Source organism: Streptomyces sp. NPDC002787 (genome assembly GCF_053592095.1).
This window is the reverse complement of sequence record NZ_JBSFVC010000013.1, coordinates 156,815-169,916: the sequence shown is the minus strand read 5'-3', so window position 1 is coordinate 169,916 and position 13,102 is coordinate 156,815. Positions and strand designations below refer to the sequence as shown.

Annotated in this window: 12 protein-coding genes; 4 read left to right on the top strand and 8 right to left on the bottom strand. The window is 71.4% G+C overall.

Annotated elements, in window-relative coordinates; all coding sequences use genetic code 11:
* Positions 1-61 precede the first annotated feature (61 nt).
* The 6 genes from ACWD26_RS19845 to ACWD26_RS19820 all read right to left on the bottom strand — a co-directional run bounded on the left by ACWD26_RS19845 (position 62) and on the right by ACWD26_RS19820 (position 5,573).
* Positions 62-1,231 (bottom strand): acyl-CoA dehydrogenase family protein, encoded by a 1,170-nt coding sequence (locus ACWD26_RS19845; protein WP_451271740.1) that lies wholly within the window; start codon positions 1,229-1,231, stop codon positions 62-64.
* The gene (locus ACWD26_RS19840; RefSeq protein WP_451271738.1) at positions 1,231-1,770 is read right to left on the bottom strand and encodes a cupin domain-containing protein; all 540 of its coding nucleotides are present in this window, start codon (positions 1,768-1,770) and stop codon (positions 1,231-1,233) included. Before ACWD26_RS19840 ends, ACWD26_RS19845 begins: the two co-directional genes overlap by 1 nt.
* A 546-nt stretch (positions 1,771-2,316) precedes the next feature.
* A complete protein-coding gene (locus ACWD26_RS19835; protein ID WP_451271736.1) occupies positions 2,317-3,288 on the bottom strand; it encodes an LLM class flavin-dependent oxidoreductase in 972 nt (323 codons plus the stop codon).
* Positions 3,289-3,510: 222 nt separating this feature from the next.
* Positions 3,511-4,050, bottom strand: a complete 540-nt coding sequence (locus tag ACWD26_RS19830; protein WP_451271734.1) for a MarR family winged helix-turn-helix transcriptional regulator — start codon at positions 4,048-4,050, stop codon at positions 3,511-3,513.
* Between the two features lie 52 nt (positions 4,051-4,102).
* Positions 4,103-4,951 carry a fumarylacetoacetate hydrolase family protein gene (locus tag ACWD26_RS19825; protein WP_451271732.1) on the bottom strand — a complete coding sequence of 283 codons (849 nt, stop codon included), beginning with the start codon at positions 4,949-4,951 and terminating at the stop codon, positions 4,103-4,105.
* Positions 4,952-4,982: 31 nt separating this feature from the next.
* The gene (locus tag ACWD26_RS19820; protein WP_451271730.1) at positions 4,983-5,573 is read right to left on the bottom strand and encodes a carboxymuconolactone decarboxylase family protein; all 591 of its coding nucleotides are present in this window, start codon (positions 5,571-5,573) and stop codon (positions 4,983-4,985) included.
* Between the two features lie 240 nt (positions 5,574-5,813).
* Between ACWD26_RS19820 and ACWD26_RS19815 the strand changes: the two genes are divergently transcribed.
* The 4 genes from ACWD26_RS19815 to ACWD26_RS19800 all read left to right on the top strand — a co-directional run bounded on the left by ACWD26_RS19815 (position 5,814) and on the right by ACWD26_RS19800 (position 10,907).
* Entirely contained in the window at positions 5,814-6,746 is a 933-nt protein-coding gene (locus ACWD26_RS19815; RefSeq protein ID WP_451271728.1) for a VOC family protein, read from the top strand.
* The gene (paaZ, locus tag ACWD26_RS19810) at positions 6,743-8,305 is read left to right on the top strand and encodes a phenylacetic acid degradation bifunctional protein PaaZ (RefSeq protein ID WP_451271726.1); all 1,563 of its coding nucleotides are present in this window, start codon (positions 6,743-6,745) and stop codon (positions 8,303-8,305) included. The genes ACWD26_RS19815 and paaZ overlap by 4 nt, the downstream gene beginning before the upstream one ends.
* Positions 8,306-8,615: 310 nt before the next feature.
* Entirely contained in the window at positions 8,616-9,545 is a 930-nt protein-coding gene (locus ACWD26_RS19805) for a fumarylacetoacetate hydrolase family protein (protein ID WP_451271724.1), read from the top strand.
* Positions 9,546-9,659: 114 nt separating this feature from the next.
* The gene (locus ACWD26_RS19800) at positions 9,660-10,907 is read left to right on the top strand and encodes a multidrug effflux MFS transporter (protein WP_451271722.1); all 1,248 of its coding nucleotides are present in this window, start codon (positions 9,660-9,662) and stop codon (positions 10,905-10,907) included.
* A 191-nt stretch (positions 10,908-11,098) separates the two neighbouring features.
* On the opposite strand, the gene ACWD26_RS19795 is transcribed toward ACWD26_RS19800, so the two are convergent.
* Together ACWD26_RS19795 and ACWD26_RS19790 are read right to left on the bottom strand one after the other, a co-directional pair.
* The gene (locus ACWD26_RS19795; protein WP_451271720.1) at positions 11,099-12,097 is read right to left on the bottom strand and encodes an endonuclease/exonuclease/phosphatase family protein; all 999 of its coding nucleotides are present in this window, start codon (positions 12,095-12,097) and stop codon (positions 11,099-11,101) included.
* A gap of 91 nt (positions 12,098-12,188) precedes the next feature.
* Positions 12,189-13,100, bottom strand: a complete 912-nt coding sequence (locus ACWD26_RS19790) for a LysR family transcriptional regulator (RefSeq protein ID WP_451271718.1) — start codon at positions 13,098-13,100, stop codon at positions 12,189-12,191.
* Between the last annotated feature and the right edge of the window lie 2 nt (positions 13,101-13,102).

Below are 13,102 nucleotides of genomic sequence, written 5' to 3'. Positions count from 1 at the left end.
GCCGACCCTCAATACGGCCCGCCCGGGGTGCTGAAGGGCCCTCTCCGGCGGATCAGGGTCTCTAGCGGTACGCCGCGAGGCCCGTGACGGACTCTCCGACGACGAGGGTGTGGATCTCCTCGGTGCCCTCGTAGGTGAGGACCGTCTCCAGGTTGTTGGCGTGGCGGAGCACCGGGTACTCGGTGGTGATGCCGTTGGCCCCGAGGACGGTGCGGGCCGAGCGGGCGATGTCGAGGGCGGCGCGCACGTTGGCGAGCTTGCCGAGGCTGACCTGCTCCGGGCGGAGCCTCCCGGCGTCCTTGAGCTTGCTCAGGCGCAGGGCGAGGAGCTGGGACCGGACGAGTTCGACCTGCATGTGGGCGAGCTTGCCCTGGGTGAGCTGGAAGCCGCCGATCTGCCGCCCGAACTGCTCGCGGGTGGTGGAGTATTCGAGCGCGGAGAGGTAGCAGGTGCGGGCGGCGCCGACGACTCCGCAGAGGATGCCGAAGCGGGCCTCGGACAGGCAGGACAGCGGTCCGCGCAGTCCGGTGACGCCGGGGAGCACCGCGTCGCCCGGCAGCCGTACGTCCTCCAGGTGCAGCTCGGCGGTGACCGAGGCGCGCAGGGAGAGCTTGCGGTGGATCTCGCTGGTCGTGAAGCCGGGGGTGTCCTTGGGGACCAGGAACCCTCGGATGCCCTCCTCGGTGCGGGCCCAGACGACGGCGATGTCGGCGATGGAACCGTTGGTGATCCACGTCTTGGTGCCGTTGAGGACCCAGTCGTCGCCGTCACGCTTGGCGAGGGTGCGCATGCCGCCGGGGTCGGAGCCCTGGTCGGGTTCGGTGAGCCCGAAGCAGCCGATCGCCTCGCCGGACGCCAGCTTGGGCAGCCACTGCTGCTTCTGCTCCTCCAAGCCGTAGCGGTGGATGGGGAACATCACCAGGGAGCCCTGCACGGAGACGAAGCTGCGCAGGCCCGAGTCGGCGGCCTCCAGCTCGCGGCAGGCCACGCCGTACGCGGTGGCGCTGGCGCCGGCACAGCCGTAGCCCTCCAGATGCATGCCCAGCAAGCCCAACTTGCCGATCTCGGGGCCGAGTTCGGCGGTGGGGAAGGTGCCCGCCTCGAACCAGTCGGCGACGTGGTCGGTGACCTTGTCCTTGACGAAGGCGCTGACGGTGTCCCGGATGAGCCGTTCGACCTCGTCGAGTTCGGAGTCGAGTTCCAGGGCGTCGATGGGGTCGAGGTGCGGCATCAGGCAGTCCTCCGGGCGCCGATGAGGACGAAGAGGGCGACGGCGGGGGCGTCGGAGCGGTTGCGCCAGGCGTGGCGGGTGCCGTTCTGGATCACGACGTCGCCCGGGGCGAGGGTGGTCTCGTTGCCCGCGTCGAGTTCGAGGACGATCTCGCCCTGGAGGAGGACGCCGTAGTCGACGGTGTCGGTGGTGTGCATGCCGGGGGCGTCCGGCTCGAACAGCTCGGCGAGGCCGGGGCTGGTCTCCAGCCGCTCGGCGACGGCGGCGGCCGGGTCGAAGTCCTCGCTCATGTAGACGGTGTCCGGCGGGATCACGAGGTGGATCAGCCGGGTCTCGCCGGACGCGGGAACGTAGGAGGCGACGGCCGGCGTCGGGTCGGTGCCGTCGAAGGGCACGACCGGCTCGGCGGGCGTCGCCCACACCAGGGAGTTGGCGAAGCCGGGCGTGTGCTTCAGCTCGTAGGTGCGCGGGGCGGGGCCGTCCTGGACGACGGCGGCCTGACCGTTCTCGTCCAGACCGGTGACGATTCTGCGGGGCATGGTCGTACTCCTCGTTGGGCGTGCGGGGTGGGGCGGAGGGGAGTCGCTGGAGCGGGGTGGGCCCAAGCGCGGGGGCTCGGCCGGCTGGGCCTTGTAGCAGGGGCCCGTGGGGCGGGCGGGGATGTGAGCGGGATCCATCGGACGGAGTGGCGGGCCCGCCGGATCTGACGGAGGTTGGAGCCCGACGGATCGGGCGGGGCTGTGGGCCGATGATTCGGGCGGGGCTGTGAGCCGACGGCTCGTGCCGAGCAGGGACCGTAGGTTCGGGTGAACCGGGACTGGAGGGTTCGGGTGAACCGGGACCGGAGGGTTCGGGTGAACCGGGACCGGAAAGTCCCGACCAGCCGGGACCGGCTGTGCGGTTGCTCCCGGCTCCCCGCCCACCCCTTGAAGCGTGGGGCGAGCCCGGGAAACCTCAGGGGCGCGGGGCTGCGACATGTGCGGCTCCGCCGCGTGGGCGCGACCAGCCCCCACCACCCCGCACCCGCCGACGCACCGCACCTCCCGAGCTCTGACGCGGCCGGAAGCAGAGACCCCCGGCCTGGTTCACAGCCCCGCGGCCGCCGCGAACGCACGCAGCTCACGCACGATGTCCGGCCCGGCGGGCTGGTACGCCACCGTCGTGGCACCGGAACCCTCCAACCGCTGGAGACGCTGCCGGACCTGCTCCGGCGTCCCCGTGGCGGTCGCGGCCTCGATCACCTTCGGGGTGATGAAGGGGCGCTCCTCGGGGGTCACCCCGATCAGGTGCTCCCGGTGGGTCTCTATGTGGCGGCGCGGCTCCGGGACCGTGGCCAGCCAGGCCTGGTAGCCGCGCACCTCGTCGGTGCCGGCGAGCGGCCCGAAGTCGCCGAGGTGCAGGGCGAGCGCGGCGCCGGGTCCGGCGGCGTCCACGACCCGCGCGTCGCTCAGCTCCTCGCCGTCGTCGAGGACCGTGCCGTACGCCGTCACCACGACCCGGCCCTCGAAGGGGATCGGCTCGGAGCTGTGGCTCGGGTTGGTGACGACTCCGTCGGCGACCCGGTTGGCGACGGCGAACCCCTTGGGCCCGTGTGCGGCGGCGAGGACCGCGACGTCCGTGACGGGGGCGAGTCCTGCGTGGCCGGGGAACGTCAGGGTGATCCTGGCGCCCTCCCAGTCGATCTCCTCGCCGGCCATCAGGGCACGCAGCGCCACGATGTACTCCTCGACCTCCGCCCAGCGCGCGCCCCGGCGGCCGAGCAGCGCGGCGCTGGTGAAGCCGGCGCCGACCACGACATCCACCCGGCCCGGCGCGAGGGCCGCGAGGGTCACCGCGGCGGCGGCGTTGTCGACGAGGTGGCGCAGCTTGGGGGTGACCACCGCGACACCGAGGCGGATCCGGGAGGTGCGGTCCGCCGTCCGGCCCAGGGTCATCCAGGCGTCCGCGAACAGCGACGGCGAGTCGTACACGTAGGCGTAGGTGAAGCCGAGGCGCTCGGCCTCCGCGATGTGGTCCGGGGTGGCGGTGGTTGGCGCGAACAGACAGCCGATGTCCATCGTTCCTCGCAGCGGGTGCGGGGCGTCATTGCCCAGGAAGCGGAACAGGGTGGGGAGAACCAGTCGAACTTGTGGAGAACGTAATCGTCAGAGGTCTAATCGTCAAGGGCCTTACGACCTCGGCCCGGAGTTCTCCCGAGTGTCACCCGAGGGGTGCTCACGTACGGCGTGAAACCGCCGGTCAGGGGCTTGCGAGCGGCCCCGAAGCCGTCGAACGGCGGACTACTCCGGGTACTTCTGGTTGACCATCTTGCCGAGCAGGGCGACCAGCTGGGAGATCTCCTGGTCCTCCAGGACACCCATCCAGGCGTGCTCGCGCTCGGTCTGCCCCTCGATGGCCTTGTACAGCATCGTGAGGCCGGACTCGGTGAGCGAGACCCGGACGAGCCGCCGGTCGCCCTGTTCGCGACGCCGCTCGACCAGACCTCGCTCCTCGAGGGTGTTGAGGGCGCTGGAGACGCTGGCCCGCGAGGTGCCGGAGATACGGGCGATCTCCCGCTGCTCCATGTCCCCGAAGACCCAGAGGGTGTTCATGATCCGGAAGCCGGCCCAGGTCATCCCGAGTGGCCGGTGCACGGACGCCTCGAAGTCCTGCACGAGGCGCGCGACGAGCCGGGTGAGATGGGTGACCAGCGCGACGCCGTCCAGCTGACGGTCCGTGTGGCCCATCTCCTGATGGCGGCCCCGGACCTTGGCGGCGAACTCACGGGAGCGCGGATGACCGACCGCGTCGGCGGCGTCACCTACGTGGGCGTCCGACACGTGTGAGCTCCCTTCGTCCGGACCGGTCGCATCGTAACAGCGCCTCTTGATCTCACCGACTGATCGGATTGCGCATCGTGCCGACGCCCGGAAGCTCGGTGGTCAGCGTCATTCCGGGCTCCAGGTACAGGCGCGGGACGCGCCGGACGCCACAGCCCGCCGGGGTGCCGGTGAAGACCAGGTCACCCGGCTCCAGCGTGACGCGCCGGGACATCCAGGAGATCAACTCCGGGATGGGGAAGATGAGGTCGGAGGTGCGGCCGCGCTGGACCTCCAGGTCGTCGACGTGTCCGACGATCTCGATGTCGTCGGGGTCCTCGAACTCGTCGACGGTCGCCATCAGCGGGCCGGTCGGGCTGTAGGTGTCGTAGGACTTGGCGAGGGTGAACTGGTTCAGCGGCTTGCGCCACTGCTCGCGGCGGTCGGTGACGTCCTGCCCGGCGGTCACCCCGGCGATGCCCGCCCAGACGGCCTCGGGTTCCACATGGCGCATGGTCCGGCCGATGACGACCACGACCTCGGCCTCGAAGTCGCACTTGTCGATGCCCTCGGCCACGATCACCGGGTCGTACGGTCCGGTCAGGGAGCTGCTGAACTTGCCGAAGACCGTGGGCTGTTCGGGGATCGGCATGTCCGACTCCTCGGCGTGCCCCCGGTAGTTGAGCGCGACGGCGAGGATCTTCGGGGCGCGCGGGGAGACGGGGCCGAGGAGCTTCTCGTCGTACTCGGCGAGCTCGGCGTCACCCGCCGCCTCGGCGAGCCGGCGCAGCGCGTCGTGGTTCTCGAGGTCGTAGAGGACGGCGGGGTCGGGGCCGAGCGCCCCGTTGCTGGCCTTCTCCACATCGAGGGCGCGGTCGCCGACGATGACCGTGGCCCGGCCGGCGAGGTTGGCGAGCTTCATGAGGTCTGTCTCCTACGAGGGCTGGGAGGGGCTAGGCGGCGGTGGGCGCGGGCAGCGGGAGTTCCGCGCGGAGTGCGGCGATGTCCGGCTCCGGCTGGATGCGGAAGGCGTTGATCGCCATCGCGACGGTCTGGTACTGGCCGACCGTGTAGACGAGGTCGATGAGCTGCTCGGTGTCGAGCCGGTCCCGCAGCTGCTTCCAGGCGCCGTCGTCGAGGTCCGCAACGCCGACGAGCTGGTCGGTCGCGAGCAGCAGGACCTGCTCGGTGTCGTCGAAGCCGGCCGGCTCGGGGGTGCCGAGCGCGCGGATCTCGTCGTCGGACAGCCCCGCCCGGCGGGCGATGCGGACGTGCTGCAGCCACTCGTACTCGGCCTGCGTGAGCCATGCGACCCGCAGAATGACCAGCTCGCGCGACCGGACGGGCAGGGTGTTCCTGCCCAGGACGTGGTTGCCGAAGAGGAGGAAGCGGCGCAGCGCGTCGGGGTGTGCGGCGAGCGTCGTCCAGATCGCGTAGATGTCACCGCCGGCCTCGGCGTTGCGGTACGGCTCCAGGGCCGTCAGCGCCTTCTCCGGGATGTCCTTCTCCGCCACGGGGGACAGACGCGGCTCAGATACAGGCATGTGGTCGCCCTTCGTGACGGCCGGCGCCGTCTTGAACGGGCGGCCGACGTCGTCGTGACGGCGGGGGGCCGTCGTCGGATGCCCCGACCGTAGATAGATAGAACTCTGACAGTCAAGGGCCTTGCGAACCTTCTCGAGAAGTTAGTCAGAGTCTTGATAATTAGAACCCTGACAACTAACTTCGAGCAGCGGGCGGCCCCTCGCGCTTCACGGGCAGGGCCCCGACCAGTGGAGGTTTCGATGAGTATTCGCAGCCTGGGCTATCTCGGCATCGGCACGCCCGACCCGGACGGCTGGGTCGCGTACGCCAGTGACGTGATCGGCACCATGCCCGCCGGCCCGGCCGGCTCCCCCGAGGAACGGCTGCTGCGCCTGGACGAGCATCCCTACCGGTTCAGTGTCGAACCCGCCGAGACCGGCGGCGTGACGTACATCGGCTGGGAGGTCGGTGACCGTGCCGGACTCGACCGCGTCGTGGAACGGCTGCGGGCACACGGGGTCGAGGTCCACGAGGGCACGGCCGAGGAGTGCGCCGGGCGACAGGTGGACCGCATGCTGTGGTTCGACGGGCCGTGCGCGGTGCGGACCGAGCTGTTCATCGGACGCCGGGTCGCCGCGACCCCGTTCGTCTCCCCGCTCGGCGTCACCTTCGTGACGGGCGACCAGGGCATGGGCCATGTGGTCCTCAAGTCCCCGCACGCCATGGAGGCGGTGGACTTCTACCGCGACGTCATGGGCTTCCGGCTCAGCGATGTGACCCATCTGCCGCTGGGCGGGACCTTCTACTTCATGGGCTGCAACCCTCGCCACCACAGCATCGCCTTCGTCGAGTCCCGCAAGCGTGAGGGCACCCACCATGTGCTGTGCGAGGTGTCGAGCATGGACGAGGTCGGGCGGGCCCACGACCGGGCCCGCGAGCACAAGGTCCCGCTGATGGCGACGCTCGGCCGGCACTCCAACGACCTGATGTTCTCCTTCTACATGCGCTCCCCCGCCGGTTTCGGCATCGAGGTGGGCGCCGAGGGCCGCCAGGTCGACGACGAGACCTGGGTGAGCCGGGTCTACACGGCCGACATCTGGGGCCATCACGCCGTCGCGGACGGCGACGACGGATACGCCGGGACGGTCGCGGCCGTCCGGACACCTGCGACGACGGACGGGACGACACGATGAGCGCGCTGCGCAGCTACGTACAGGACCAGTGGCACACCCCCACCGAGGAGGGGACGCCCGTCCGCGACGCCGTCACCGGTGACGTGGTCGCCCATGTCTCCTCGGCCGGCGTCGACATGGCGGCCGCGCTCCGCCACGCCCGCTCGGTCGGCGGCCCGGAGCTCCGCGCACTCTCCTTCCATCAGCGCGCCGGACTCCTCGCCGACATCGCGACGTATCTGCGGGGCCACCGCGAGGAGTTGTACGCGCTGTCCGCCACCACGGGCGCCACGCTCTTCGACTCGAAGTACGACATCGACGGCGGCATCCGGGTCGTGCAGTACTACGCGTCCCTGGGTGAGCGTGAACTGCCGGGGGGCGGCGAGGGGTTGGTCTATGTCGAGGGTGCGCGGGAGAGCCTGAGCCGGGACGGCGGCTTTCTCGGCGGCCACATCTGCACCCCGCTGCGCGGCGCGGCCGTCCAGATCAACGCCTACAACTTCCCGGTGTGGGCCCCGCTGGAGAAGCTCGCCCCGGCGGTGCTGGCCGGTGTGCCGAGCCTGGTCAAGCCAGCGACGCAGACCTGCCAACTCACCAGTCGGCTGATCGAACTCGTCGTGGAGTCGGGTCTGTTGCCGCCGGGCAGCCTGCAGTTCGTGTGCGGCGGCGCGGGGGATCTCCTCGACCATGTCACCGAGCAGGACATGGTGTCGTTCACCGGCTCGGCGGCCACGGCGGAACGGCTGCGGACGCATCCGGCGGTCGTACGGCAGGCCGTGCGGTTCAACGCCGAGGCGGACTCGGTCAACTGCTCGGTGCTCGGCCCGGACGCCACACCCGGTACGGCCGAATTCGACCTGTACGTCGACCAGTTGGTCACCGAGATGACGGTGAAGGCGGGGCAGAAGTGCACGGCGATCCGCCGCGCCATCGTCCCGGCCGGGCTGATGGACGCGGTGAGCGAGGCGGCCGCGACGCGACTGGCCGAGGTGGTGGTGGGCAACCCGGCCGATCCTTCGGTGCGTATGGGCGCGCTGGCGAGCCTCGGGCAGCGCGAGGAGGTGCGGCGCTGTGTGAAGACGCTGCTCGACTCGGCGCGAGTGGTCTCGGGCGACCCGGACCGGGTGGACTTCGTCGGTGCCGACGGCGAGCGCGGCGCGTTCCTCACTCCCCTGCTGCTGCGCTGTGACGACTCCGGCGCCACCGCCCCGCACGAGGTGGAGGCGTTCGGGCCGGTCAGCACGCTCATCCCGTACACCTCGCCGGAGCACGCCGTGTTCCTGGCTGCCCAGGGCCGTGGCAGCCTCGCCGCGTCCGTGGTCACCGGTGACGCGGACTTCGCCCGCCGCACGGTCGTCGGCCTCGCCCCCTGGCACGGCCGGGTCCTCGTCCTGGACACGGAGTCCGCCAAGTCCTCCACCGGCCACGGCTCTCCGCTGCCCGCGCTGATCCACGGCGGCCCCGGCCGGGCCGGCGGCGGTGAGGAGATGGGTGGCATCCGCGGCGTCCTCCACCACATGCAGCGCACGGCCGTCCAGGGCGGCCCGACCATGCTGACGACGCTCACGGGCGACGCGTAGCCGGACCGCACCCGGCCGACGCGCGACGGGACCGCACCGGCCGACGCGCACCCGGACCACACGTGGCCCACGACACCCGGCGATGCGCAATCGGACCACACAGCGCCGGACCACACCCGACCGACGCACACCGGGACCACCCATCGCCGACCGCGCCCGGCCCACGCGCACCGGAGCACACAGGCAACGGACCCACCCGGCGGACACGCCACCGGACCACGCACCGCCCGATCACGCGTCACCCGACCACGCAGGGCCGACCACACCCCCGACAACGTCGTACCTCGCTCGAATGACGGAGACCCTTCCCATGACCTTTTCCCTGGCCACCCTGCGCGTCGACGGGCGCCCGACCCCGGTCCTGTCGATCGGGGACCGCTCGTGGGCGCTGGCGGACGTCGCCCCCGAAGCGCTGCGGCCGGAGCCGGCGCGCGGCCTGATGAACGTCTTCGACCACTGGGAGCGGACCGAGCCGATCCTCGTCGCGGCGGCCGAGCGGCTGTCCGACGGCACCGACGCCACGGCGCCACTGCCCGCCCCCGCCGCCCTGGAGGACGTCCTCACTCCCCTCCAGCACCCACGCAAGGTCGTGATGACGGGGGCCAACTACTACGACCACATGGAGAAGGACGGCGGTCACACCGACTGGGAGAAGGACAAGAAGATCCCCCTCTTCTTCTTCAAGCCGCCGACCACGTCGCTGGTGGGGCCGGGCAAGACGGTGCGTTACCCCGAGCAGACGGAGAAGTTCGACTACGAACTCGAACTGGCCGTCGTCATCGGGAAGCGAGGGCGTCATCTGACGCTGGAGAACGCGATGGAGCACGTCGCCGGCTACACCATCGCCATCGACCTGTCCGCCCGTGACTGGCAGCGCCACCCCCAGCACCTGGTGAAGTTCGACCTGTTCGGCGGCAAGGCCTTCGACGACAGCTGCCCGCTCGGCCCGGCGATCGTCCCGGCCCGCTTCGTCGACGAGAACGACCTGCGCCTGCGGTTCTGGCTCAACGGCGAGCCCAGGCAGGACGCCAACACCCGGGACATGATCTGGTCCATCCCCGAGCAACTGGTGAAGATCACCGAGCACCTGACCCTGGAACCGGGAGACGTGGTCTCCACCGGCACCCCGGCCGGCGTCGGTCTGGGCACCGGGCAGTGGATGAAGCCCGGCGACCTGCTGGAGGGCGAGATCACCGGACTCGGCCGCCTCACGGTCGAGATCGTCAAGGCGAACTCGTAACGCTGCCGTCGGCAGTGATCAAAGGGGATCGGCATGCCTCTGTACTCACGTCGCTCCTCAGGTCGCTTTTCACGTCGCGACGCTCGAAGCACACGCTCCGGCACCGAGTCCGGCGTGCCGACGCCCACCATGCTGGTGCTGGCCCTCGCCTACGCGGTGGCGCCGCTGGCCACGGACATGTATCTGTCGGCCTTCCCCCGGATGATCGACGACCTGCACACCGGGGCCAGCGGGGTCCAGCTCACCCTGACCGCCTTCATGATCGGTCTCGCCACCGGCCAACTGGTCATCGGGCCGCTGTCCGACCGGTGGGGCCGGCGGCGGCCCATGCTGGCGGGCACCGCGGTGAGCGCGCTCGCGGGACTGCTCTGCGCCCTCGCCCCGTCCGTCGAACTCCTCATCGCGGCCCGCTTCGTCCAGGGGTTCGGCGGCGCGGCCGGAATCGTCATCGCCCGCGCGGTGATCAGCGACCGGACGGCGGAGAGCGGCGCATCGGGAAGCGGGGCGGCGCGGGCGTTCGGCGTCCTCGTCATCACCGGTGGAGTGGCACCAGTCGTCGCCCCGCTGATCGGCGGGGCGGTCCTCGGGCCCGCCGGCTGGCGCGGGATCTTCCTGGTCCTGGCCACACTCGCCGTACTGACGTGCCTGGGTGTCCTCCTCCGCGTACCCGAGACCCTCCCGCCGCGGCTGCGGCACGGCGGTGGGCTCACCTCCCCCTTCCGCGGCGTGGGCGGCCTGCTCGCCGACCGGCGGTACGTCGGCTTCGCCCTGGCGTACGGCTTCGGGTTCGGCGTCCTCTTCTCGTACCTCGCGGCGTCGCCCTTCGTGTACCAGCACCTCTACGGCCTCTCCACCGGCATGTACACGGTGGCGCTGGCGATCAACTCCTTCGGTTTCACTTCCACCGGTGCCCTCAACCGCAGAATCGTCGCCCGGTTCGGCCCCCGGGCTCTGTTGCGCGCCGGGCTCGTGTCGATGGCGTTGTGCTGCGTCCTGCTGTGCGTGTCGGCGGCGGCCGGGCGGCCTCCGTTCGTCTTGACGGTCGTCCTGACCTACCTGGCCGTGTCCTCGTTGGGCCTGGTGGCCGCCAACGCCACGGCCCTCGCCACCGCCCGCGCCCCGCATGCGGCGGGCACCGCCTCGGCGCTGCTGGGCGCGCTGCAGTTCGGCCTCGCGGCCGTCGTCGCACCGCTCGTGGGGCTGGGCGGGGAGAGGACGGCTCTGCCGATGGCCGTGACCATGCTCGCCTCGGCCTGTGTGGCGTGTCTGGGCGGTCTGCTGCTCGCCCGAGGCGACCGCGACCTGCGAGGAAGCCCGACCGTCGAGACTTTCGACGCGGTTCCGCGGCCACCGGGGGATTGACGACGCTCGTCGCGGACAGCGCGAGAGGTACGGCATCGGGTCGTCGGTGGCGCGGAGGAGAGGGGTGGTGAGGCGCTCGCGCGGGATCGGGTGGACGAGGACCACACCCGGGCCCAGGTCGTCCGGGAGGGTGAGCCGCCCAGTAGAGGGGGCCCCGGTGCACGATGAGGGGCCATCAATTTCCGCTCAGCCTAAAGGAGTTGGCCGCATTTCGACGGTCGGTCCAGGGCGATCCGGGCGGCGACCGGCAGATGGTCGCTGCCGGTGGTGGGCAGGGTGCGGATATGGGTGACGGTCGCCGAGCGGGCCATGACCTGGTCGATCCGGGCCAAGGGAAGGCCGGCGGGGAAGCTGAGGGCGAAGCCCCGTTCCGCCACGTTCAGCTGTGCGGTCAGCTGGTCCAGGCCACGGTCGTCGACCGTGCCGTTGAGGTCACCCAGCAGGATCACCGGGTTCCGTTTCTCGGCGGCGACGGCCTGGCCCAGCAGGTCGGCACTCTCGTCACGTCGCTGGGAGGCGAGACCGCTCGCCCCGACGCGGACCGAGGGCAGGTGCGCGACGTACACCGCGATCTCGCCGTGCGGTGTGCGGGCCACGGCCCGCAGTCCGCGGCTCCATTCCTCCGCGATCCCCCGGGGCTTGATGTCCAGCAGCCGTGCCTCGGTGAGCGGATGCCTCGACCAGAGTCCGACGGTGCCCCGGACCGCGTGGTACGGATACTGCCGGGCGAGTGCCCTCTCGTAGACCGGCAGCGCCTTGGGCACCAGCTCCTCCAGCGCGATGAGGTCGGGCTCGGCGTCGGCCAGGGCGCGCGCGGTACCCGCCGGGTCGGCGTTCTCGTCGCTGACGTTGTGCTGCACCACCGTGAGGTCGCACGTGCCCGCCTTCGTCCCGGGCAGGAGCAGCCCGCCGAAGAGGTACGTCCAGGCCGCCGTCGGCAGCAGGACAGTCACCAGTGCGACGGCCGAGCGGCGCAGCAGCCCCAGGCCGAGCAGGACCACGACCGCCAGGCCGAGCCAGGGCAGGAACGCTTCCAGCAGACTGCCCGGACGGCCCACGGAGTTGGGAACCGCCCGGTGGAACACCAACAGCCCGGCGGTCAGCACCGCCGCCACGGCGACGCCCCGCCCGCGCGTCCACTTCGTGCGGCCCGACGACGCCGTCGCACCGCTGTCCGCCTGTTCAACCATCGCTTCCCGTCCGTTCGCCCCCGCCTTCCAGGACGGGCCGGCGGACGATTCGGTTCTGACCAGGCGTCCGTACACAGGCGCCGGGCCCGCGTCAGGTGGTCGTCGGCGCCAGGGTGTCCCGGGCGTACCGGGCGAAGGCGCGGGCCCGGCGGGTGGGGGTGACGCTCGCGGCGTGGGCGATCACCACGTCGACCTCCTCCAGCGGGTCGCTGATCGGGACCGACGCCAGAGGCAGCCCCTCGAAGCTGGTGTCGGTCGGCCAGCGCTGGATCAGCATGGAGTAGCCGAGGCCGCGGGCGACCAGGCTGCGTACGGCTTCGATGCTGGAGGTGCGGTAACGGATGTGCGGCTTGACGCCGACGCTGTGCATCCAGCGGTCGGCGTTGCTCGGTGCCGGAGGGGACGCGTAGACGATCAGGGGCTCGTCGGCGAGTTCGGTGAGGGAGACGGCGGCTCGGCCGGCCAGGGGGTGACCGGGTGACAGGATCGCGTACGGCTTGCTCGACCGGACGGCCGTGCACGACAGGCCGGCCTCGGCTCCGGTCGCGTACAGGAAGGCCAGGTCGCAGGCGCCGTCGAGCAGGGCTTGGCGGATCTCCTCCTGGGAGCCGTCGACGAAGCGCAGGTCGACGGCGGGGTGGAGGCGGGTGAAGCCGTCCACCAGAGGGGGGATCAGGAACGGGGAGAGCGTGGCGTAGCAGCCGATCGTCAGCCGGCCGGCGAGCTGCCCCTTCTCCGCCTTGGCGCTGGCGCTGAGGTCCTCGGTGAGGGCCAGGACCGCTTGCGCGTGCTCCAGGACCCGGGTGCCGGCCTCGGTGAGGAAGACGCCCTTGGCGCGCCGCCGCACCAGCAACTGCACCCCGAGCCGGCGCTCCAGGTCGGTGATGGCGGCCGAGATGCCCGCCTGGGAGGCGTGACACCGTACGGCGGCCGCGCTCATCGAGCCCGTGTTGGCCACGGCCACGAAGTACTCCAGCTGTCTGAGCGAGAAGTCAGCGGTCATGG

Bases quoted from the DNA above. Each gene is read 5' to 3' on its own strand.
- ACWD26_RS19825 (WP_451271732.1), bottom strand. From the start codon at position 4,951: ATGAAGCTCGCCAACCTCGCCGGCCGGGCCACGGTCATCGTCGGCGAC.
- ACWD26_RS19795 (WP_451271720.1), bottom strand. From the start codon at position 12,097: ATGGTTGAACAGGCGGACAGCGGTGCGACGGCGTCGTCGGGCCGCACG.
- ACWD26_RS19840 (WP_451271738.1), bottom strand. From the start codon at position 1,770: ATGCCCCGCAGAATCGTCACCGGTCTGGACGAGAACGGTCAGGCCGCC.
- ACWD26_RS19790 (WP_451271718.1), bottom strand. From the start codon at position 13,100: ATGACCGCTGACTTCTCGCTCAGACAGCTGGAGTACTTCGTGGCCGTG.
- ACWD26_RS19835 (WP_451271736.1), bottom strand. From the start codon at position 3,288: ATGGACATCGGCTGTCTGTTCGCGCCAACCACCGCCACCCCGGACCAC.
- ACWD26_RS19815 (WP_451271728.1), top strand. From the start codon at position 5,814: ATGAGTATTCGCAGCCTGGGCTATCTCGGCATCGGCACGCCCGACCCG.
- ACWD26_RS19845 (WP_451271740.1), bottom strand. From the start codon at position 1,231: ATGCCGCACCTCGACCCCATCGACGCCCTGGAACTCGACTCCGAACTC.
- ACWD26_RS19805 (WP_451271724.1), top strand. From the start codon at position 8,616: ATGACCTTTTCCCTGGCCACCCTGCGCGTCGACGGGCGCCCGACCCCG.
- paaZ (WP_451271726.1), top strand. From the start codon at position 6,743: ATGAGCGCGCTGCGCAGCTACGTACAGGACCAGTGGCACACCCCCACC.
- ACWD26_RS19820 (WP_451271730.1), bottom strand. From the start codon at position 5,573: ATGCCTGTATCTGAGCCGCGTCTGTCCCCCGTGGCGGAGAAGGACATC.